This is a genomic window from Peribacillus sp. P4_D6 (assembly GCF_056401795.1).
In genome coordinates, this window is sequence record NZ_JBFUIQ010000001.1 from 100,674 (window position 1) to 123,457 (window position 22,784).

General features: G+C 43.9%; 19 protein-coding genes. 5 read left to right on the top strand and 14 right to left on the bottom strand.

Going from position 1 to position 22,784, the window contains the following annotated elements:
- Window positions 1-10 precede the first annotated feature (10 nt).
- Both hisG and AC1DVB_RS00490 read right to left on the bottom strand, forming a co-directional pair.
- Window positions 11-640 (bottom strand): ATP phosphoribosyltransferase, encoded by a 630-nt coding sequence (gene hisG, locus AC1DVB_RS00485; protein WP_034311625.1) that lies wholly within the window; start codon window positions 638-640, stop codon window positions 11-13.
- A complete protein-coding gene (locus AC1DVB_RS00490; protein WP_057278116.1) occupies window positions 633-1,817 on the bottom strand; it encodes an ATP phosphoribosyltransferase regulatory subunit in 1,185 nt (394 codons plus the stop codon). Before AC1DVB_RS00490 ends, hisG begins: the two co-directional genes overlap by 8 nt.
- 473 nt (window positions 1,818-2,290) lie before the next feature.
- Here AC1DVB_RS00490 and AC1DVB_RS00495 point away from each other — a divergent pair, with 473 nt between their 5' ends.
- The 3 genes from AC1DVB_RS00495 (at window position 2,291) to AC1DVB_RS00505 (ending at window position 4,205) form a co-directional block, all read left to right on the top strand.
- Window positions 2,291-3,349 (top strand): processed acidic surface protein, encoded by a 1,059-nt coding sequence (locus AC1DVB_RS00495; RefSeq protein WP_477587772.1) that lies wholly within the window; start codon window positions 2,291-2,293, stop codon window positions 3,347-3,349.
- 1 nt (window position 3,350) lies between these two features.
- A complete protein-coding gene (locus tag AC1DVB_RS00500; RefSeq protein WP_477587774.1) occupies window positions 3,351-3,983 on the top strand; it encodes a class D sortase in 633 nt (210 codons plus the stop codon).
- A gap of 78 nt (window positions 3,984-4,061) precedes the next feature.
- Complete coding sequence (locus AC1DVB_RS00505; RefSeq protein WP_454861945.1) at window positions 4,062-4,205, top strand: YwzD family small protein; 144 nt, start codon at window positions 4,062-4,064, stop codon at window positions 4,203-4,205.
- A gap of 40 nt (window positions 4,206-4,245) precedes the next feature.
- Here the strand turns inward: AC1DVB_RS00505 and AC1DVB_RS00510 are convergent, their stop codons facing one another.
- The 10 genes from AC1DVB_RS00510 to AC1DVB_RS00555 all read right to left on the bottom strand — a co-directional run bounded on the left by AC1DVB_RS00510 (window position 4,246) and on the right by AC1DVB_RS00555 (window position 17,116).
- A complete protein-coding gene (locus tag AC1DVB_RS00510) occupies window positions 4,246-4,764 on the bottom strand; it encodes an acyltransferase (RefSeq protein WP_034309938.1) in 519 nt (172 codons plus the stop codon).
- Window positions 4,761-5,432 carry a pyrophosphatase PpaX gene (gene ppaX, locus AC1DVB_RS00515; protein ID WP_095679206.1) on the bottom strand — a complete coding sequence of 224 codons (672 nt, stop codon included), beginning with the start codon at window positions 5,430-5,432 and terminating at the stop codon, window positions 4,761-4,763. The genes AC1DVB_RS00510 and ppaX overlap by 4 nt, the downstream gene beginning before the upstream one ends.
- On the bottom strand, window positions 5,422-6,366 hold the full coding sequence (locus AC1DVB_RS00520) for a nucleoside recognition domain-containing protein (RefSeq protein WP_095679205.1): 945 nt from the start codon (window positions 6,364-6,366) through the stop codon (window positions 5,422-5,424). The genes ppaX and AC1DVB_RS00520 overlap by 11 nt, the downstream gene beginning before the upstream one ends.
- Window positions 6,367-6,393: 27 nt before the next feature.
- Window positions 6,394-7,206, bottom strand: coding sequence for a prolipoprotein diacylglyceryl transferase (gene lgt, locus AC1DVB_RS00525; protein ID WP_057278121.1), 813 nt, complete (start codon window positions 7,204-7,206; stop codon window positions 6,394-6,396).
- Window positions 7,207-7,232: 26 nt separating this feature from the next.
- The gene (gene hprK / locus AC1DVB_RS00530) at window positions 7,233-8,168 is read right to left on the bottom strand and encodes an HPr(Ser) kinase/phosphatase (protein WP_034309933.1); all 936 of its coding nucleotides are present in this window, start codon (window positions 8,166-8,168) and stop codon (window positions 7,233-7,235) included.
- Between the two features lie 521 nt (window positions 8,169-8,689).
- Window positions 8,690-9,790 (bottom strand): DUF4097 family beta strand repeat-containing protein, encoded by a 1,101-nt coding sequence (locus tag AC1DVB_RS00535; protein WP_034311618.1) that lies wholly within the window; start codon window positions 9,788-9,790, stop codon window positions 8,690-8,692.
- 230 nt (window positions 9,791-10,020) lie between these two features.
- On the bottom strand, window positions 10,021-12,900 hold the full coding sequence (gene uvrA / locus AC1DVB_RS00540; protein ID WP_034309930.1) for an excinuclease ABC subunit UvrA: 2,880 nt from the start codon (window positions 12,898-12,900) through the stop codon (window positions 10,021-10,023).
- Window positions 12,901-12,906: 6 nt separating this feature from the next.
- Window positions 12,907-14,892 carry an excinuclease ABC subunit UvrB gene (gene uvrB / locus AC1DVB_RS00545; protein ID WP_057278303.1) on the bottom strand — a complete coding sequence of 662 codons (1,986 nt, stop codon included), beginning with the start codon at window positions 14,890-14,892 and terminating at the stop codon, window positions 12,907-12,909.
- Between the two features lie 219 nt (window positions 14,893-15,111).
- Complete coding sequence (locus AC1DVB_RS00550; protein WP_034309928.1) at window positions 15,112-15,342, bottom strand: CsbA family protein; 231 nt, start codon at window positions 15,340-15,342, stop codon at window positions 15,112-15,114.
- A 190-nt stretch (window positions 15,343-15,532) separates the two neighbouring features.
- On the bottom strand, window positions 15,533-17,116 hold the full coding sequence (locus AC1DVB_RS00555) for a catalase (RefSeq protein ID WP_430755841.1): 1,584 nt from the start codon (window positions 17,114-17,116) through the stop codon (window positions 15,533-15,535).
- A gap of 255 nt (window positions 17,117-17,371) precedes the next feature.
- On the opposite strand from AC1DVB_RS00555, the gene AC1DVB_RS00560 reads away from it, so the two are divergent.
- Window positions 17,372-19,594, top strand: a complete 2,223-nt coding sequence (locus AC1DVB_RS00560) for an MMPL family transporter (protein ID WP_477587778.1) — start codon at window positions 17,372-17,374, stop codon at window positions 19,592-19,594.
- 464 nt (window positions 19,595-20,058) lie between these two features.
- On the top strand, window positions 20,059-20,592 hold the full coding sequence (locus tag AC1DVB_RS00565; RefSeq protein WP_053536834.1) for a YceI family protein: 534 nt from the start codon (window positions 20,059-20,061) through the stop codon (window positions 20,590-20,592).
- Between the two features lie 56 nt (window positions 20,593-20,648).
- Here AC1DVB_RS00565 and AC1DVB_RS00570 read toward each other — a convergent pair whose 3' ends face one another.
- The gene (locus AC1DVB_RS00570; RefSeq protein WP_377330566.1) at window positions 20,649-21,704 is read right to left on the bottom strand and encodes a FecCD family ABC transporter permease; all 1,056 of its coding nucleotides are present in this window, start codon (window positions 21,702-21,704) and stop codon (window positions 20,649-20,651) included.
- A complete protein-coding gene (locus AC1DVB_RS00575) occupies window positions 21,701-22,705 on the bottom strand; it encodes a FecCD family ABC transporter permease (protein WP_095678718.1) in 1,005 nt (334 codons plus the stop codon). The genes AC1DVB_RS00570 and AC1DVB_RS00575 overlap by 4 nt, the downstream gene beginning before the upstream one ends.
- Window positions 22,706-22,784: the final 79 nt, after the last annotated feature.

Here is a 22,784-nt window from a genome sequence, read left to right on the forward strand (position 1 = left end):
CGATTCTTTACTATTCAATAATTTCTGCTAGCCGTTCCACGATTTCGGTAATCCTTGCTTCTTTAATTCGATAGCTGACAGGGTTTGCTACCAGCCTCGAAGTCACATTGGCGATTTTCGCATATTCCACAAGACCGTTTTCCTTCAATGTCCGCCCGGTTGAAACGATATCGACGATTCGTTCAGCTAAACCAATTAAAGGTGCTAACTCAATAGACCCATTCAACTTTATAATCTCGACTTGCTCCCCCTGCTCGCGAAAATAACTGGAAGCAACATTCGGGTATTTACTGGCTATTTTGGGGGCGATGTCACTTATTTTCGTACCAGGCAGTCCAGCTACAGCCAAGTAGCAGGCACTGATTTTCAAATCAAGTAACTCATAGACATCACGTTCTTCCTCAAGCATGACATCCTTCCCTGCAATTCCAATGTCAGCGACGCCGTGTTCCACATAGGTTACGACATCCATCGGTTTAGCTAAAATGAACCGCAGATTCTCTTCTTCCACCTCAAGGATCAATTTCCGGGAATCATCAAACTCGGGAGGGAGACGAAAACCGGCCCTTCTTAATAGCTCTGCCGCTTCTTCAAATATTCTCCCTTTCGGCATGGCAATCGTTAAAAAGCTATTATTCATCTTTTCCATTCCCCCCGTTCCCCACGAATAAATGAACTTCAGAAAATGTCCGTGTAAAAGCATCAACATTTTGGACGACTGTAATATCTTGAATCGTTACCGATTTCCCTTCGGAGCGTTTTTCCCTTGCAAAACCGATCGCTTCCAATCTTCGTTCAGGACTGAATAAAATACATTCTGGTGCGACAGGCTGAATCGGCTCCCCAAGAGCTTCTGCAAGACGATCCACCCGGATTGCAAAACCTGTGGCTGAAGCATTCCAGCCGAACTTCTCAAGCAGATTATCATACCGGCCGCCATTGCCGATTGGAGAGCCGACTTGTCCGGCATACACTTCAAATAAAGTTCCCGTGTAATAACTCATATGACTGACCAATGTTAGGTCGAAGCTCACATATTGTTCAACGTCAAATTCTTTTAGCTGTGCAGACAATTCCTTCAGTTCAGCCAAAGAATCTTGCCCTTTATTATTTTCAACCAACCCTAGCGCCTTTTCCATGGTTCCTTCACCGCCACGTAAGGAGGTAAATTCGATAAGCCGTTGTTTATCAATGGATGAAAGCGGAAGTGATTTAACATGCTCGCGATAACCAACATAATTTTTTTCATACAAAAACTTCCTTAATATAGAGGCCCTTTCCTCCGTACCTAGAATGCTCAAGAAAAACTCTTGCAGAAATCCGATATGTCCAATGGAAATTTTAAATTCCTGAAGCCCTGCAGCCTTTAGAGCATCCGCAAGCAAGGCAATCATTTCAGCATCGGCACTTATTGACTTATTTCCGATACATTCAATGCCAATTTGTTCGAATTCTGCCGGCTTGCCTCCTTCACGCTGCTGTGCCCGGTATACATTCGCGGAATAGGCCAGGCGAAGTGGAATTTGCTGTTTTAGCAGTTTGGATGCTGCGACCCGTGCAATGGGCGCTGTCATCTCGGGACGGAGTACGAGCGTATGCCCCTGGGAATCAAGAAGTTTAAACAACTGTTGATCCAATATTGCTGAAGCCTCGCCAATTGTTTCATAATATTCCAAAGCTGGCGTTTCAATAAATTGATAGCCCCACTTCTTGATTTCATCACTCATTTTATTTCTGGCCGACACTTTCGTTTCATACAGCACCGGCAATGTATCTCTCATGCCTAATGGTTTTTCAAACATAAATGGCTTTGTCACGACTGCACATCCTTTTGCAATATTGATTACTATCTATATATCCAATCGGTCCGCCTATAGGCAAAAACCGATGCACCCATTCCCTATTTTGTTTATCCTTTATCTTTCCAAGGTTTTCACGCTTAAATCCAAATTTCGGATAACATATAAAAATAGTATCAAATAAAATGACATAATCCTATAAATAATCGCAATAATCTATTAAATCACTTTAGTTCGCTAATATGGTAGCAGGTTGAAGTTATTAATAGTTTACCCCTGCCCCCACCTCACGTCAAGGAAAATATGCCTAATCCCATTCCTTCCATACCACGTCGGTCTTGGATATTCTTCATGATCGGTTTAAGTCCTTTTCCCTGGATACTTCTTCCTATCTTTAGCCATTCATTGTTATTAATGTGTACCTTTTGGTTTAGCTGTTTTATAATACATAGGTGTTTGGCAATATTAGATAAATTTAGGGGGATATGGGAATGGAGAAATATTTTTCGTTTTTTGTGGCACTTATCGTTCTTTTTTCACTGGGTTCAAGCGGAACGAAGGGTTTTGCGGCAACTAAGATCAACCAGGATGAGCTTAATGCATACCTTTCTGAAGTTAGAATGACGCAAGAAGAATTGGAAGAGTATTTATCCTATTATGACTTAACATTGAATGAACTGAAATCGGCAGAAGAGTTGCGTGAAACATTAGGACCTGCCGTCACTCCTGAGACCTTACAGAATCTACTTAAACAATATGAAATGACAGAAGCTGAACTTACTGAATTATTAATGGAATACGGCGAACTGGAAGAGGGTGATTCCATCATCGATACCTTCCATTTCATTTACGACATTGAGGATATCATCGATTTGGAAATGGATTATGATGAGGAAGAGATGGAATATGACGAGGAAGAGATCAGTGATTTAATGGATGGTCTCTTTACTGAGATCGGCCTTACTGACGAAGAGCTCGACAGATTCATGAACCACCTTTTGCCTATCGTCGAAGACCCTTCTTTTGAATCTCGTTTAATGGCGATCTCCGATAGGATGAATCAACTCGAGTATTTTGAAACAATTGATGAATTATCTGCAGAACAAGTGGCAGAATTGCTTTCGATATATAATGATCTTCAAAGCTTGCTGCAAATTCAATTCAAATTCTCTTTAATTCAGGATGGTGTCACGACAAACCTATCCCTTGAGGCATTATTCCAGCTTAAGGAATTGACGAATGCTAGTTTACTAGTTTCCATTTATGATTTAAACGGCCATTTCCTGCTCGATTTTACATTGACTGGTGAAATGATCGGTTCCGATTTAGTGAAAGAAACCGGCAATGACATAAAACAGTCCACCGAGGTCATTTCTAAAGTGGCTGAGGTAAAAAAAGAAAAGAAGAAACCGGCAAAACCTGAGCATAAAACGGAAAAAGGCGGAGTGCTTCCTAAAACGGCAGGTAATTATTTATTCGGTGCTTTATGCGGTTTAGTGTTGATGGGTATCGCTTTCGGATTAATTAGAAAAGCGGGACTCACTAATTAAGATGAGCAAAAAAAGGCAATCCAGGCATAAGAAAAAATCGCTGCTTATTACTGCTGTATGCTTTTTAACCTTAGGTTTTTATTTTACAACGACAAACGCTTATACGCTGTTAAAGGGCTATGCCCTATATAAATGGAATGAATCTGACACGACGGAAGCGACGGCTAAGCTCCACGAACCGAAGACGAAAGCAAATAGTCCCGATGGGCTTGAACTATATGAAGAACGACCGGAGACCGGTGATTTGATGGGTGAACTTTATATCCCAAAAATCGAGGCAACACTCCCAATTTATCACGGAACGGACGAAGATGAACTCGAAAAGGGCGTCGGTCACTATGCGGGGTCCGTCCTTCCCGGTGAAAAGGATAATTCCGTTTTATCCGGTCATCGAGATACAATTTTCAGAGATCTAGGTGAAGTCGGCGAGGGTGACTTGCTGATTGCCAAGACAGAAGCAGGTTCGTTTACATATAAAGTGAGGAAGGTCCGTATCGTCGATGCGGATGACCGTACCGTGATCGTTCCCAAGCCTAAAGCCACACTTACAGTTACAACCTGCTACCCTTTTTCATATATTGGTAGTGCACCGGAACGGTACGTATTGGTTGCCGATTTATTGAAATCGGAATAGATAAATGAGATGCGGGGCTGAAGTCGTTCAGCTCCCTCTTCATAAACCTTTACTAGATGATAGGAGGACAAGCTCAATATGGAAAAACAGGCACAGGAAAGGTTTTTTCAAATTATAAAAGAAACGTATGAAGCGACGGTGAACCAGGAAAATATATCAATCAACGAAGTGATAGAGCATCTAAAGAATGAACTGACTCCGTTATACCCAAAATGCCATTAAAAAAGGACCTGCCGCATATTGGGGCAAGTCCTTTCTTTTATCATAAGGAAGTTTGCTGCTCTCTCTCAAGCATTTCCTCTTTGGTATATATGATTTTCATTGGATTCCCCCCAACGAAAGCTCCCTCCGGAACATCCTTATGGACAAGCGTCCCCGCAGAGACAATCGCCCCATTACCAATTGAAAGTCCTGGAAGAATGGTCGAATTCGCGCCAATCAATACTTCATCGCCAATGACTACTTCTCCTAAACGATATTCATGAATCAAATATTCATGAGCAAGGATCGTCGTATTATAGCCAATGACAGTATTTATTCCGACCGATATTTTTTCCGGAAACATCACATCCGGCATGACCATCAAGGCAAACGAAGTATGCTTCCCGACCTTCATATGTAAAAAAGTCCTGTATAGCCAATTCTTCATGCCCAGAAAAGGCGTGTAACGCGCTATCTGTATCACCACAAAATTCTTGACGACTTTCCAGAATGGAACGGTCTTAAATACATGCCATAGTGAATTGGCCCCTTCAACTGGATAGCGGGACGTGCGCCTCATTTTTTTCTAGCCTCCGTGAGTTTTTCAATCTCAACGATATTCAATAAATCCGCCATCTGCTCAAGCATATAATCAGGGTGATAGCTTTCCAGGAATTCACGGCCTTTAATGGACCAGGAGACCCCTGCCGTTTTTGTACCTGTATTTTTCCCGCCCATGATATCATGATAACTGTCGCCAATCATGATCGCTTCTTCAGGGACCGAACCGAGTTGATGTAAAGCTTTTACCAAAGGCTCTGGGTCCGGCTTTGCCTTTTCCACCTCATCCAGTGTGACCACCACTTCAAAGAACTGATCCAGTTTGCTTAAACGCAGGCCCTTTTCGACGACATCACGCTTCTTTGTCGTAACGACTGCCAATTTATAACCGCTCTGCTTCAGCGTTTGAACGGTTTCGAACACCCCGTCAAATTGTGTGACAAGCAAATCATGGTTCCTCCAATTATGCTCCCGATAGTATGCGATCATTTCATCCACACGTTTTGGATCAATGGAAGAAAACGTATCGACCAAAGTCGGTCCGATAAATGGAATGATATCTTCCCGCTTGTACTTTCCAGGACAAAAGTGGTTTAAAGTTTCTGTAAAAGAGGCGATGATCAATTCATTTGTATTAATCAACGTACCATCAAGATCAAATAATAATGTAGTTATGTTACTGTTCATATACAGCTTCCTTTCTCTGTACCCTATCAGTCCGATTCCATATATACGCAACGACCATCGTTAAAACAATGGCAGTGAGCAGCCGAATAAGTAACAGCGGCAAGACCGGAATCCCCAGCGGAATAAAAATCAGTGTGTCTTCTACAACAGCATGGCAGGCAACTAAAAAGATGAATGCAATCGTCATATCCTTCTTCGAAACATTATCCTCTTTAGCCGCTTGAATCATTACGCCTGCGCCATATGCCAAACCGAGAGTCAGGCCTGTAACGAAAGGCATGGAAGCATTCGGCTTCATCCCCAGGACCTTCATGAAAGGAGCAAGGGTCTTCGAGAAGGCTTCCAGCCACTTTAAATCCTTCATGATTTGAACCGCCACCATGAGCGGAATAACGATGACCGCCAGCTGGCCAATTCCTGAAAGGGCCTGGATGACCCCATGCAAAAGGATTGCTCCCGTTCCGTTAATCTCTGCAGCCTCCCCGATAGCCGTTCCTTGGGCCATTTCAGATCCGCCCTGCCAAACAAGATTGATGACGACCGCGGACAAAAGCGCAAGCCCGATCCGTACTGTTAGAATGACCCACAGCTTGACACCGGTTTTCATCGCCACACCTGACTCAATCAATAAATTATGTGAAAAAGATAGCATCATAGCGATGATAAAAACTTCTTTCACAGTCAAATCAAGCGTTAATATGCCAGCAATCGCTGCGTATAAATTCAGGAAATTCCCTAATACAAGAGGAATTGCAGCATCCCCTGGAAGACCGATGAGATTCATCAAAGGCGCTATCAAGTTGATGATGAACGGCAATACAGGCGTATATTGAAGCACAGTGACGATCAGAGTAACCGGAAATATCACTTTCCCCAAAGACCAGGTTGTATTCAAGCCTGAAAGAAGTCCCTTTTTAACCGAATCTACTATCACTATGCCCTCTCCCTTTTCACATCTTACCTATGCATCTAAATATCTCTTGTCTGCATGCCCGCGGACCCTTCTATAGACCACTAAAGCAATCGCTACAACTACCAACACTATCGAAATCACTTGTGCGATACGCAGTGACTCCGTCAGCATCAAACTGTCCGTCCGCAATCCTTCGATGAAATAACGTCCGATGGAATACCATATTACATAGGTTAAAAACAGTTCCCCCCTGCGCAAGTTCACTTTCCGTAAACTTAAGAGAATTATGACTCCGAGGATATTCCAAATCGATTCATACAAAAAGGTCGGGTGATAATACGTACCGTTTATGTACATTTGATTTATGATGAATTCAGGCAAATGCATATTTTCAAGGAATGACCTTGTTACTTCTCCCCCATGCGCTTCCTGATTCATGAAATTACCCCAACGGCCAATCGCCTGCCCCAACAATAAGCTCGGTGCAGCAATATCCACCAGCTTCCAAAATGAGACCTTCTTGACCTTTGCAAAAACGATTGCAGTCAGCACCGATCCGATCAACGCACCATGTATGGCAATTCCGCCATTCCATATTTTTATGATATCCCCCGGGTTTTGTGAATAGTACTCCCATTGGAAGATCACATAATAAATACGGGCACTAATGATCGCGATCGGGACAGCAAACAAAATCAAATCAGTAAATATTTCCTTATCAAGACCTCTTCGCTCAGACTCCCTTAATGCGATAATAAGTCCCAATAACACACCGAAACCGATGATTAGCCCATACCAATGTACCTGGATGGGCCCTAGATCAATCGCTATCGGATTCAGCGGCTGTATTCCTTGTTCCATTTTGTCCCCTCTTTTCCTATAACCTTTTAAAATTCATCATGTTCCGGATCTGCAATGGCATGGTTCAAGCGATCTGAAAACTGTTCTGCAGCATTTACTCCCATTCGTTTCAGGCGGTAATTCATGGCTGCCACTTCAATGATAACAGCTAAATTTCGCCCTGGACGGACAGGTACGGTAATTTTCGTCACTTCCGTATCGATGATTTTCATTTTCTCTTCATCAAGGCCAACCCGGTCATACTGCTTATTTTTTTCCCATAGTTCCAGATTGATGACGATTGAGATCTTTTTATTGCTGCGGACTGCACCAGCTCCAAAAAGTGTCATTACATTTATGATTCCCAATCCCCTAATTTCAAGAAGATGTTCGATTAAATCCGGGGCATTCCCGACTAGTGTATCTTGATCTTCCTGCCTGATTTCGACGCAGTCATCGGCTACAAGACGATGACCCCGTTTCACTAATTCCAGGGCTGTCTCACTTTTACCGACTCCGCTTTTACCGGTGATCAACACACCTAAACCATAGATATCCACCAATACACCATGAACGGCAGTGGTTGGCGCCAACCTGCTTTCAAGGAAATTGGTCAGACGGCTGTATAACCTTGTCGTCTTCATATTGGATCTCATCACAGGAACGGATTCCCGCTCAGAAGCTTCGATCAATTCTATCGGCACTTCCTGACCACGCGTAATGATGATGCCTGGAGTGAAGTCCCGGCACAACTCTTCCATCCTCTGTATTCGATCCGGTTCATTCAACCGATTAAAAAAGGACATCTCCGTCATACCTAAAAGCTGTACTCGATCTGCTGGATAATAATCAAAAAAACCGGCTATTTCAAGTCCGGGACGAGATAAATCACTCGTGACGATCGGTCGGTTAATTCCTTCTTCCCCACTGATAAGTTCTAGACCGAACGCTTCTACTATATCCTTTGTACGGACTTTTGCCATATATCTTTCCTCCTTCTGGAGCGATGCTATTTTTTGAGATACTTTTTCTATTTTAGCATTTTTCTGTTAATAACCAAACAATGCATTATCGATTTATCGTTTTTTTATTCACTCCGCACGGATTGGCCACGTGAACAGGAAAGAGATGAGGATGAACATAAATAAAAGAAAGCCCGCCATTTTATATTGGCCGGCTCACTTTGGAGACGAAAGGGATAGGAAAACGTACCTTTCATCAAATGATATTCCCGAACCAACTCCAAGCACCCCCTTAGGTGTGGTTTCGCTAAAATTGCATGTTGATTTCCACTCCAGTCACTCGCTTATCCAGAGGCGGTCGTGGAGCCTCCTCGGCTTGCGCCCGCGGGGTCTCCCCTAGACGCGCTTTTCCCGCAGGAGTTTCGTACCTCCCTCTCCAATCAACCTTATTATTAAATTTTGAACAATCCATAAAAAAATGCAGGCAAACTCGTTTTCCATCGAGTTTGCCTGCATTTTGCGCCGCCAGTGAACTTCCCTTTTCAGGAAACCGTTATTGCTGCAGTCTTCGTTTCTGCAAAAACATGAAGCACAGGAACCTCTTCTTTAACCGTCTTGAACTTAAGGACCTTCTGAACCACATCACTTTTCTCTTCGATGATGGTCATCCCTTCCAAAGTTACATTAAAGCTTCCTAAATTGGATTTCAACTCTCCTTCGATCGCCTTGCCTGGAGGCAGGGTCAGCTGGACTTTTCCAGTGACTGACTTAGCATGGATCGAATCGCAATCCATTCCTGAATTCGTACAGATGACTTCACCATTGAACGTTTGGACATCCAATTTCTTGAAGTACCCATCGGCATTAATTGCTCCATTCAAGGTCTCGGCTTCCAAGTCATTAAAATTGGTATCTGAAATGGTGATCATCCCGTTACCAGTTTCAAGCTCACAGAAATCACCCGTACCCTGCATGATATGAATGGCACCATTCGCCGTTTTCGCTTTAAAGTTCTCTGATTTCAATGATTCAGCCGTGATTGCGCCATTGAACATCCTTACATGAATGTCCTCATATTCCTTTCTTGGAATGTACATGGTCGTATCAACCTTTATGGATTTTTCACGAACCTTGAACTTCAACTTTCCATTTTCAATCGTGAAATCGACTTCTTCCAAAAAGTTTTTCCTGGCTTCTTCTATATCTTCCACACGGTATACCTTAGCTTGGCATTCCACCCGGACATCATCATGGTCCCATGCGGCGATTTTCATTTTCCCATTTGCTATATCTACATCAACTACATTCAGGAAATCTTGATCATGCTGGAAAATATGACTGACCTCCACAGATTTCCCGAAATTGAAATCAAGATCCGTTTCTTTGATTTTCTTAAAAGCACTTTCAACGAAATCCATAATCTTTTCTTTCGATGACTGGATATTCTTCTTAAACGTATCCTGATTGCTTCCTTCGCTTTTCTTATCCACGACTACCGTCGATAATTCATTTTGCAATTTCTGCTCTTTAGCTTCACTTTCCTGACTGGCTTTATCTAATTCTTCCAATAGGCCCATGGCTTCTTCCGCTGATAACTTTCCATCCTGAATCATTTCTAAAATTTTCTTTCTTTCCTCCTGCATGAACATTCCTCGCTTTCTTCTATCATTTTATTCATACATACGCCTAGATATCTAAAAAGTTTCATAAATACCGTTTTTCCCATCATTCGACAAACGAAAATGACAATTTCCGAAAAAGTAGATGTTTGATTTCCCCGGAAATATCTTGTTTTCCCATTCTTTAATCAAATGATTGATTAAATGCACACCGTCATTTTTCTACAAAAAAACAAGCCTGATGGCTTGTTCTTTTAAGCATGTTCATGCTCTGTTTCTTTTTCTTCAATCCAATTTTCCATACGAATTTGATCACGGGTAAGTACAGGTTTTAAGTATTTTCCCGTATACGATTCGGAAACTTCACATATTTTTTCAGGTGTTCCATAAGTGACGATCGTACCGCCCTTATCTCCGCCTTCCGGTCCCAGGTCAATAATATGGTCCGCCGTCTTGATGACATCCAGATTATGTTCGATCACCAAAACTGTATCCCCATTGTCAACCAGCCGCTGAAGCACCTGGAGCAGCCTTGCTATATCGTGTACATGAAGTCCGGTAGTCGGTTCATCCAAGATATAAAATGAGCGCCCAGTGGAACGGCGATGCAATTCAGAAGCGAGTTTCACCCTTTGCGCTTCACCGCCTGATAAAGTGGTGGCAGGCTGTCCAAGCTTGATGTAACCCAAACCAACGTCATAAATCGTTTGTAGCTTCCGTTTGATTTTTGGGATATTTTCAAAGAAACTAACACCTTCCTCGACTGTCATATCGAGGATGTCGGATATATTTTTCCCTTTATATTTCACTTCAAGTGTTTCCCGGTTATAACGCTTACCATGACAGATTTCACATGGGACATATACATCTGGGAGAAAATGCATTTCAATCTTGATAATGCCATCACCTCGGCATGCTTCACAGCGGCCGCCCTTCACATTGAAACTGAACCTGCCTTTTTTATAACCGCGTATCTTCGCTTCATTAGTCGAGGCAAATACGTCACGAACATCATCGAATACACCCGTATAGGTAGCTGGATTCGATCGTGGGGTCCTGCCAATTGGTGATTGGTCAATATCAATGACTTTATCTAAATGCTCAACTCCCTTAATCTCGCGGAAATCACCTGGTCTGGCTTTTGCCCGATTCAGCTTTTGAGCCAAAGATTTATGGAGGATTTCATTCACTAATGTACTTTTCCCTGATCCAGATACTCCTGTAACGGCTGTAAAGACCCCAAGTGGGAATTTCACATTAACGTTTTTCAGATTATTTTCCTTGGCACCTTTTATCTCAATGACACGGCCATCATTTTTCCGGCGTTCCAATGGCAATGGAATGAATTTCTTCCCTGCCAAATATTGACCCGTTAAGGATTTAGGATCATTCATGACCTCTTCCGGAGTACCGGCGGCCACTATTTCCCCTCCATGCGCTCCGGCTCCTGGACCAACATCAATCAAATAATCCGCAGCAATCATCGTATCTTCATCATGCTCGACAACAATCAGGGTGTTCCCGATTTCGCGCATATTCTTCAATGTTTCGATCAAACGGTCGTTATCCCTCTGATGCAGCCCTATTGAAGGTTCATCCAAAATATAGAGGACTCCCGTTAAACGGGAACCGATCTGCGTCGCCAATCTTATACGCTGCGCTTCACCGCCGGATAATGTTCCCGCTGCCCTGCTCAACGTCAAATATTCCAAACCTACATTAGCCAGGAAACCGAGCCGCTCACGAATTTCACGTAAAATCAATCTCGCAATTGCCGCTTCCTTTTCAGTCAAATCAAGCTCATCGAAAAATACTAATGCATCTTCCACTGATAAAGCTGTCGTTTCACTTATATGGACCCCTTGAATGAGCACGGAAAGACTCTCTTTCTTCAAACGGTGACCCTTACAGGTTGGACAGTGATGTTCTGACATGTATTTCTGCATTTGCTCACGAATATAGTCTGAACTCGTCTCCTTGAAGCGCCTTTCGATGTTTCTTAAAACTCCTTCAAAAGGAATATAGCCTTCTTGCACTCTTCCAAAATCATTTTTATAACGGAAATATATCTTATCTTTACCTGAACCAAGCAAGACCTTATCCATCTTCTCTTCCGGTAAGTCTTTAACGGGCACATCCATATCTATTCCATAATGGTTGGCTACCGCTTCAAGGAGCTGAGGATAATATTGAGAACTCGTCGGCTCCCATGGCGCAATCGCATGTTGACGGAGGCTTAATTCGTTATTCGGGATGACGAGATCACGGTCCACCTCAAGCCTCGCCCCCAAGCCATCACAATCCGGACAGGCCCCGAACGGGCTATTGAAGGAAAACATCCTCGGCTCTAACTCTTCAATCGAAAATCCGCAGTATGGACAAGCATGATGTTCACTGAAAAGCAGCTCTTCCTCACCCATTACGTCAATGATGACTTTGCCTTCGCCAAGCTGTAAAGCACTTTCCAATGAATCTGCAAGCCTGGCCATGATCCCCTCTTTAATGACGATCCGGTCAATGATGACTTCAATCGAATGTTTCTTATTTTTTTCGAGAGTGATTTCCTCACTGAGATCATGCATTTCCCCGTTCACACGAATGCGGACATAACCTTGTTTCTTAACATCCTCCAAAACCTTCGCATGTGTCCCTTTTCTGCCTGAGACGAGTGGTGCCAATACTTGAAGCTTGGTTCTCTCAGGGTAATCAAGAATGCGGTCCACCATCTGTTCGATCGTTTGTGAGGTGATTTCAATATTATGGATCGGACAGGTCGGCCTGCCGACCCGTGCAAATAACAGCCTTAAATAATCATAGATCTCCGTAACAGTCCCTACAGTTGAACGAGGATTCCGACTGGTCGTTTTCTGGTCTATGGAAATGGCTGGTGACAAACCTTCGATCGCATCGACATCCGGTTTATCCACTTGGCCTAAGAATTGACGAGCATAAGCGGACAGTGATTCTACATAACGTCTTTGCCCTTCTGCATAAATCGTATCAAAAGCCAAGGAAGACTTTCCAGATCCGGATAATCCGGTAAGCACAACAAGTTTGTCTCTCGGTATCGTGATATCAATATTCTTTAAATTGTTGGCCCTGGCGCCTTTTATCACAATTTTATCCATTGCCATGTTTCGTCACCCTTCCGCTTTTAACTCTAGTAATAAATCACGCAGCTCGGCAGCTCGCTCGAAGTCCAGTGCCTTTGCCGCTTCCTTCATTTCTTTTTCCATGCTTGCCATCACTTTTAAACGCTCTTTTTTAGGGAGCTTCGCAAGGCTTGGTGCAAGATCTTCCTTATACTCTTCGCCTTCTTCGGCTACATGCGTCGCCCTTATGGAGTCACGGATATCCTTTTGAATGGTTTGAGGCATTATTCCATGCTCTTCATTATACTTCTCCTGGATTTCACGGCGCCGCCTCGTTTCATTGATGGCAATTTCCATCGAATTCGTGATGCGGTCTGCATACATGATGACATGGCCGTTGGCATTACGGGCTGCACGGCCCATCGTTTGAATAAGCGAACGTTCCGAGCGAAGGAACCCTTCCTTATCGGCATCCAGAATGGTCACTAACGACACTTCCGGAATATCCAGGCCTTCCCTTAAAAGGTTGATTCCAACGAGTACATCATATTTGCCCATTCGGAGTTCCCGGATGATTTCTATCCTTTCCAAGGTCTTCACTTCCGAATGAAGATATTGGACCTTGATGCCGATTTCCTTTAAATAATCAGTTAAATCTTCAGACATCTTTTTCGTCAAGGTCGTTATGAGCACACGCTCGTTCTTTTTGACGCGCTCCTGTATTTCACCGATCAGGTCATCTATCTGCCCTTCAATCGGCCGCACTTCTACCGTCGGATCCAGCAATCCGGTAGGACGGATGATTTGCTGAACCATTTCTGGTGTATGTTCAAGTTCATATGGTCCCGGAGTTGCCGAAACGAATATGGATTGATGGACCTTTTTTTCAAATTCTTCAAATCTTAGCGGGCGGTTATCTTTTGCAGACGGCAGACGGAAGCCATGGTCGACGAGCACTTGCTTCCGCGCCTGATCTCCATTGAACATTCCGCGAATTTGCGAAAGGGTTACATGTGATTCATCCACGACCAATAGGAAATCCTCTGGAAAGTAATCTATTAAAGTGTATGGTGTCGCACCTGAGGGACGAAGCGTCAAATGGCGGGAATAGTTCTCGATCCCAGAACAAAAGCCCATTTCCCGCATCATTTCCAAATCATAGCGGGTCCGCTGCTCCAAGCGCTGTGCTTCAAGGAGCTTTTCATCTTCCCTTAATTCCTTCAGTCTCTCTTCCAGTTCCGTTTCGATATTTTGAATGGCTATCCGCATTTTCTCTTCGCGGGTTACGAAGTGGGAAGCCGGGAAAATGGCGATATGTTCCCGTTCACCGGTAATTTCACCGGTCAGGGCATCGACTTCACGGATACGGTCAATCTCATCCCCGAAAAACTCGACCCGTACACAATGTTCATCACGAGAGGCCGGGAAAATTTCGACGACGTCGCCGCGAACGCGGAAGGTCCCCCGTTGGAAAGCAATATCATTCCTCTCATATTGAATATCCACGAGTCTGTGCAGCAAGGCATTCCGGTCTATTTCCATGCCTGTTCGGAGGGAAACGACCATCTCCCGGTACTCTTCAGGAGAACCGAGTCCATATATGCACGAAACACTGGCAATGATGATGACATCTTTCCTTTCGAACAAAGATGATGTTGCCGAGTGACGCAATTTATCGATTTCGTCATTGATGCTTGCGTCTTTTTCGATGAATGTATCCGTGGATGGAACATAAGCCTCTGGCTGGTAGTAATCATAATAGCTAACGAAGTATTCGACGGCATTATTAGGGAAGAACTCTTTGAACTCACTGTAAAGCTGCCCTGCCAACGTTTTATTGTGGGCAATGACAAGAGTCGGTTTATTGATCTTTTGGATCACATTGGAAACGGTGAACGTTTTCCCTGTACCCGTCGCCCCCAATAGCGTCTGCATATCCTTGCCTTCCTTAATCCCTTCGACCAGCATTTCAATTGCTGCCGGCTGATCTCCTTGAGGAGAGTATTTTGAGACTAACTCAAACTTATCCTTCACCAAGCATGGCCTCCTATTGAAATATTTTTATATGAAAACGGGACATGCCTATATCCCTTCTATTTATTCCGGTTTAATAAAGCATATATACACATTCTACCACAATAGCCTTAAAACAAACCAGCAATAAGCGAACATCCATTCGATTTTTGTTTTAATGAACTTCATGATGTGTTGAGGGGAATGACAAGTTTGAGTACAAAAAAAGCACCTTTGATGTCAGGCGCTCTTGGATGTACGTTTCATCATTCTTTTTGATAACCAAAATCCCACTGTCAGGGATAAGGCATCGACGATGATCAATAAGTTTGTATGCGTATAACCTTTATATGCGGAAGCTGTAATCAAGGCAACAGTTAAAACAAGGCCTACGACATTGTTATAGGTGACTCTTGAAAATAGCATGACAAGTAGACAAGGAAGGAAAAGGGCAGAAAGAATTTTAATCATTTTTTCATCTCCTTTATAAGAGAAAAATAGAGTAGTTTCAGTTTAAATGATTATGAAGTTTTTTGCCAATCAATTTCCTGCTTGATTTTAAAAAGGCATCCTTGGAAGAGCATCCACACATCCATTAATTATGCCCATAAAAAAAAGAGGCAAACCCCTTAATAAGGAAGTTTGCTTCTTTTCAGTTCAATCAATATGGATCCGCTTCATGTCCTTTTCTAACGGCGTCCTCAGAGTTATCCGTCCCACCCAGTGGTTTTGAAGATTCCGTATGTTCAGAGGCCGCGGCCAGTCCCTCTTTCAACCTGCGGCCATACTCCTCATCGGCCTCTTCGGCAAGTGCTATCATTTTTTCCTGAATGCGCTTGTCGGCAGGAGCCAATGCCGCCACTAAATTGGAAATTAAATCGTCTTTTTCCCAATCCTCGAATTCCCGGTACGTTTCCCCGGCCTGTTTCGTATTGTTTTGGCGATCGATTGTCTCACGGACAAGTTTCCCTTCCACCATAGGTGTATACTCTTTGCCCGTTTGGTTGGCTTCCTTCAAGCCGCCGACAGTGGATGGTTCGTAGTTGATGTGGGGGCTTTGGCTGCCTCTGCCAACTTCATATTGCATCTGTCCGCCAGTCTGATTCGTGGCGGTTCGTTTCTTTGGAGCATTGATCGGCAGTTGCAAATAATTCGCGCCAACACGGTGACGCTGTGTATCGGAATAAGAGAATGTACGTCCCTGTAACATCTTATCATCAGAAAAATCCAGTCCATCCACTAGGACACCGGTACCGAATGCAGCCTGTTCGACTTCAGTGAAATAGTCTTCAGGGTTTTTATTCAATACCATCGTACCGACATGCAGCCATGGGAACTCATCTTTCGGCCAGATCTTCGTATCATCCAGCGGATCGAAATCCAACTCAGGATGATCATCATCACTCATGATCTGTACGTTGAGATCCCATTCCGGATAGTCCCCGCGTTCGATCGCTTCATATAGATCCTGTGTGGCATGATTGAAATTCGTAGCTTGAATTTCATTGGCCTCTTGCTGCGTCAGATTCTTGATCCCTTGTTTCGGTTCCCAATGATACTTGACGAGCACCGCTTTCCCTTCCTCATTCACCCATTTATAAGTATTGACCCCTGATCCTTGCATCATGCGGTAGTTAGCTGGGATGCCCCATGGGGAAAACACAAAGGTAACCATATGGAATGTTTCAGGCGAACTCGAGCAAAAATCGAAAATCCTCCTGCCGTCCTGAATATTCGTGACCGGATCCGGTTTGAATGCATGAATCAAATCCGGGAATTTCATGGCATCACGGATAAAGAAAATTTTCAAGTTATTGCCTACAAGATCCCAGTTTCCATCTTCCGTATAAAATTTAACGGCAAATCCCCTTGGGTCACGTAACGTTTCCGGGGACGTCCCTCCATGAATAACAGATGAAAATCTCACGAATACCGGGGTTTTTTTACCTTCTTCCTGAAAAACCTTCGCTCTCGTATATTTTGAAATCGGCTCGTCCCCCGCTTTACCTGTCGGAACGAAATAACCATGCGCACCTGCACCGCGGGCATGCACAACCCGTTCAGGGATGCGCTCCCTATCGAAGTGGCTGATCTTTTCCAGGAAATCATAGTTCTCAAGTGTACTAGGACCTCTGTTCCCTACAGTTCTTAGACTCTGGTTATTCGTTACCGGGTGCCCTTGCCTGTTCGTTAATGTTTCATTCGTTTCATCATTTGTTTTTTTGGATTTATCAGACAAAAAAATCCCTCCTTTGTTAATAAAGGCCACAATACTACTATACTTTCCCCCATTTCCTATATTTAACTCTTCGATCTTCAAAATTTAATTGAAATTAGGTAAATAAGTACTTTTCCCCTATATATCGATGAGCCTATATTCATGCCATTAACGATTTGAAGAGTTTAGTAGTTGGAGTGAGCATACCCATTTTTGTATAAGTCAACATCACACCACTATAATGAAATGAGGATAAAAAATTTAAAAAGCGGGGTGCCTTCATTGGACGAATCAATAATAGGAAGACTTGGCAGGGTGATGACAGGAAAAACCAGTCGTTGGGTTGTCATTGCCGCATGGATAATTGCAGCAATCTCATTAACCTTCACATTGCCTGCCGTTAATGATCGAACAGCAAATAATGCCTCAGACTTGCCTGAAGACTCGCCTTCTGTCGTGGCTGATGAACTTATTAAAGAAGAGTTTCCAAATTCCTCTGGAATACCTGCCCTGCTTACATGGCATCGCGAAGGTGGACTGACAGAGGCCGACTTGGCTGAAATCCAGTATCTTTCCAAGGAACTGACAGATAATCCATTAACACAGCAATCTTTCTTACCGCCGCTTCATGAAATTCCGTTGCCTGCTCTTAAAGGATCGGTTTCAGAAGATGGAACGACTTTCGTACAGCCGCTTTTCTTTAAAGAAAAGACCGAGACTGAAATTCTCGAAAAAAATCTTGAAAGCATTAATGAAGCAGTAACGGAGCGCATTGGAACGGACCCATTCAAGGTCCCGACCGATTCAGATGAATTATCCCTTCGAGTGACAGGCCCTGTAGGGATATCAGTCGATGCAACGGGTTTATTTTCAGGTGCTGATTTCAAATTGCTTTTAGCGACAGTAATACTTGTACTTGTCGTATTATTACTCATTTACCGCTCTCCGCTTTTAGCCATAATTCCTTTAATCGGAGTAGGCTTCGCCTATATTGTCACAAGCCCGATCCTTGGTTTCATGGCAGATCATGGTTGGATTACAGTCGATTCACAGGCCATTTCAATCATGACCGTATTATTATTCGGTGCCGGAACGGACTATTGCCTATTTTTAATTTCTCACTACAGAAGTGAATTAAGGAATCATGAAAGCAAACGGGAAGCCATGATCGCCGCATTTAAAGATTCATCAGGCGCCATTGCGATGAGCGGCCTAACGATCGTCATCTCCCTGCTAACATTGCTTGTAGCCAAATACGGAGCCTACCACCGTTTCGCTGTACCATTCAGCTTGTCGATTTTAATCATGATGCTGGCAGCTTTAACACTTGTACCTGCATTGCTTTCTGTATTCGGAAGGGCTTCCTTCTTCCCAATCGTCCCGCGTACACCTGAAATGGCAGAAGCACGGGCCAAGAAAAAGGGAAAAGCCGTCAAAAAGCATAAAGAAGGCCGCATCGGTAACTGGATTGGCCATATCGTCACAACCAAGCCATGGACCGTCATTCTTACATGCCTGATCATCTTCAGTGTTTTAGCTGGATATTCTTCACAAATAAAATATTCATATGATATTCTCTCTTCCTTCCCTGAAGATATGAACTCCCGTGAAGGCTATTCTGTCATTTCCGACTCGTATTCACCAGGCGAACTGGCACCGGCGACAGTGGTTGTCGATACGGATGGTGAAGATATTGATTTAGCACCGGCATTAAAAGGGATGGATATTGTGGAAACTGTTGCCGATCCAGTCTCAAGTAAATCGAATAAAGATCTGCAATCCTATGAGGTCACATTCAACATCAACCCATATGATATCGAGGCCATAGATTCCATTCCAAAAATTCGCACAATGGCGGAGAAAGAATTGAAAGCCGCCAATATATCTTCCGTAGAAGAAAAGGTTTGGGTTGGCGGGCAGACTGCGACTCAATTCGATAAAAGGGATACCGTCAAATCCGATGTATTCTTGATCATCCCGATCATCATCGTCCTGATTTCCCTGCTCCTTTTAGCCTACTTGCGATCTGTGACAGCCATGGTGTATTTAATGGGGACAGTCATTCTATCATTCTTTGCAGCTATGGGGGTAGGTTGGATTATCCTGCACTATTTCATGGGTGTTGATGCGATAGAGGGGACAATTCCACTTTATTCTTTCGTATTCCTGGTCGCACTTGGAGAAGATTATAATATTTTCATGGTTTCAAGCATTTGGCGTAAGAAAGAAACGATGCCAATCAAGCAGGCCATCAGAAAGGGCGTTGCCGAAACTAGCGGTGTCATCACCTCCGCCGGAATAATCCTGGCAGCCACTTTTTCCGTTCTAGCCACACTTCCGATTCAAGTATTGGTCCAATTCGGGCTCATTACCGCCCTTGGTGTGTTAATGGACACATTCATTGTGCGCCCGTTCCTTGTTCCTGCAATCACCTCCCTCCTTGGCCGCCGTGCTTTTTGGCCGGGTAAAGTGACCAATCAAGAAGAGAAAGAACAGGCCAATTAATAAAGATGTCCGCTTTACCCTTCTTCATTAAAAACCCTGTGCCCCATAAATGCACAGGGTTTGAGTTTGTAGACAAAAGGGTTCTTACCTGAAATTTCATAACAAAGTCGATTGTAACGGAGGGTGCGAGACTCCTGCGGGAAACGCGCGTCGAGGGGAGACCCCGCAGGCGCAAGGCGCCGAGGAGGCTTCCGGACCGCCCGCGGAAAGCGAGTGCCTGGAGTTGAAATCATCATTCGAGTTTTATAAACCTTCATAAAAACTGAGACAAACTTGATTTTCATCGAGTTTGTCTACAGTCTGAAAACCCTGTGCCCCATAAATGCACAGGGTTTTTCATGTTTTCAAAATTAAGGAAAACTTTCAGTTGACACTATTGCTTTCAGCTCTTATAATTACATTAAGTTAAGATATCTCAAATTAAAGATATATAAATTCAAGATTAATAATCAGGAGGAATAAATATGACAAATACAAAATGGATAGTCGACCCGACTCACAGCGCTATTGAATTTTCCGTAAAACATATGATGATCGCTAAAGTAAAAGGAAGTTTTAATAAGTTCGAGGCAAGCATTCTAGCAAACCCATCGGATCTAACGACTGCAGAGATTGACTTTACCGTTGATGTGGCCAGTATCGACACACGCAATGCAGACAGGGACAATCACTTACGTTCCGCTGACTTCTTTGATGTAGAAAAAAACCCTACATTAACATTCAAATCAACGAAAATCGTGAAAACGGATGAAGATGAATACGATGTAACTGGAAATGTGACTCTTAATGGAGTTACACAAGAAGAAACTTTCAGCATCACCTTCGAAGGCCAAGGGAAAGATCCATGGGGAAATGAAAAAGCAGGCTTCAGCGGAAAAGGGAAAGTCAAACGCAGTGATTATGGTCTAACCTATAACGCGGCATTAGAAACAGGCGGCGTACTGATCGGCGATCAAATCACGCTTACCATCGAAATCGAAGCAGCTAAAGAAGCTTAAAGAAATAAAGAAGCAGCCATCCCTAGGATGACTGCTTCTTTTTGCATTTACCGGAATTACGAATTCCTCGTTTTATATAGTAAATAAATGAAGTATGGTGCCCCGATGCTCGCTGTGAAGACACCAGCCGGTATTTCCAAAGGTGAGAATAAAGTCCGTCCAATCAAATCCGCCACCATAACCAGGATGCCGCCAAGCAAAGCCGAAGTCGGCAGTAACACTCCAAAACTAGAACCAACCAGCCTTCTGGCCATGTGCGGTGCCATTAATCCCACAAATCCTATTCCCCCAGCAAAAGCTGTGGAACCGCCAATCAAGGCCGTACTGATCATCAATAATGTAAACCGCTGTTTTTGGACATGCCCCCCAAGCCCCGTTGCCAGGTCATCGCCTAGCTCCTGTAAATTAATATTCCTGGCATACAGGAAGGCAATTAACAGGAATAGAATCGTCCATGGTGCCAGTACAGCGATATTATTCCAAGTGGAGGTGGACACTGACCCGGTGATCCAAAGGTTTGCCTGGCTCGCTTGATAGACGGGGCCAAGAATCATCATCATCGTAGTGAGCGCCTTCATTAAAGCCATCACCCCAATCCCGATCAACACAAGCCTGATCGGGGGAACCCCATTTTTCCAGGCTAATGAATAAACGAGGAAGGCCACGACTGTCGCCCCAATGAATGCAGCTAACGGCAGCCAATTGATGCTCACCGTTAATGAATGGTTCTTATCGCTAAAAATGGCCAAGAATCCAACGACCGCTACAGTCGCTCCTCCCGTAATCCCCAAGATATCAGGCGAAGCAAGTGGGTTTCGAATCATCCCTTGAAGGATACCCCCAGCTACAGCAAGGCCCATCCCTACCAACAGGGCAACAATTATTCTAGGCAGGCGGAAAGATTGGATAATAAGCCGGTCGCTCTCCGTCCCCCCTCCGATAAAGACCTGGAGAACGCTTAGCGGATTTATATTCATTTCACCCACTCCAGTACTGATCACAAACACTAGTGAAGTGACTAAAAATAATATGAAAATCACGATCATGGCTTTTTTATCCATCAAGAATGATATTTTTTCATTAAACAAACGAAAGCTCTTATATGACTTCATCGACCGCTGAACCCCTTTCTAGCTATATAAATAAAGAATGGGGTCCCGATTATGGCTGTCATGACTCCAACCGGAACTTCGCGAGGCATCAGGATATACCTGGATATGACATCGGCTGCAATCAAAAGCACCGCCCCGAAAAGTCCAGAGAAGGGAATCAACCAGCGATGATCGATGCCAACTATAGAACGGGTAAGATGCGGAACGACGATTCCTATAAAGCCAATCGGACCCGCAACCGCTACTGATCCGCCAGAGAGCAGGATGATTGCCAGCCCCAGGACCAGTTTAAGGAATGCTATATTCAGTCCAAGACCCTTTGCAACATCTTCACCCATGGATAACACATTCATTTTACCGGACATGATCAAGGCAAGGACCCAGCCTGCGGCAAGATAAGGCAGGACGGCAACTAAATTGTCCAGGCTTCTGCCGGAAACGGATCCGGCAAGCCAGAATAGGACTTGCTCCAAAAGAGCCTCATTAGAAACAAGAAGACCTTGTGTAAGTGAGGCTACCATCGCCGTCATGGCTGCACCTGCCAATGTCAGCTTCATCGGTGTCAAGCCGCCGCGTCCCATGCTTCCTATCATAAATATGCTTATCGCGGCTATGGCGGCCCCAAGGAATGAAAGCCATGTGAATACTTGAAGATTGCTTATCCCAAAAACGGTGACACCGGTGACCACCGCCAATCCCGCCCCGGCGTTGACCCCGAATATATCTGGGGAGGCGAGGGGGTTTTTAGTTAGCGTTTGCATCAAAACCCCCGAAATGGCTAAGCTTGCACCGATGGCCGAAGCGATCAGGGCACGCGGAAGTCTGACTGATTGAATGACAATGTGTTCATTCGTCCCATTGAAATCGGTAAAAGCATCGATGGCCATTTTCCATGTTGTATCCGTATAACCGTATACAATGCTTGAGCATAGTAAAAACAGCAGCAAAAGAATGGTAATGAACAACCCCATCCATTTCTGCCATGAATTTTTTAATAACATATCCAGTTACCTTTCCAGTCTCGTTTGTATATCAGTATTTAATTCAATTGTACTGGCGTTTACAGGATTATGTCAACGA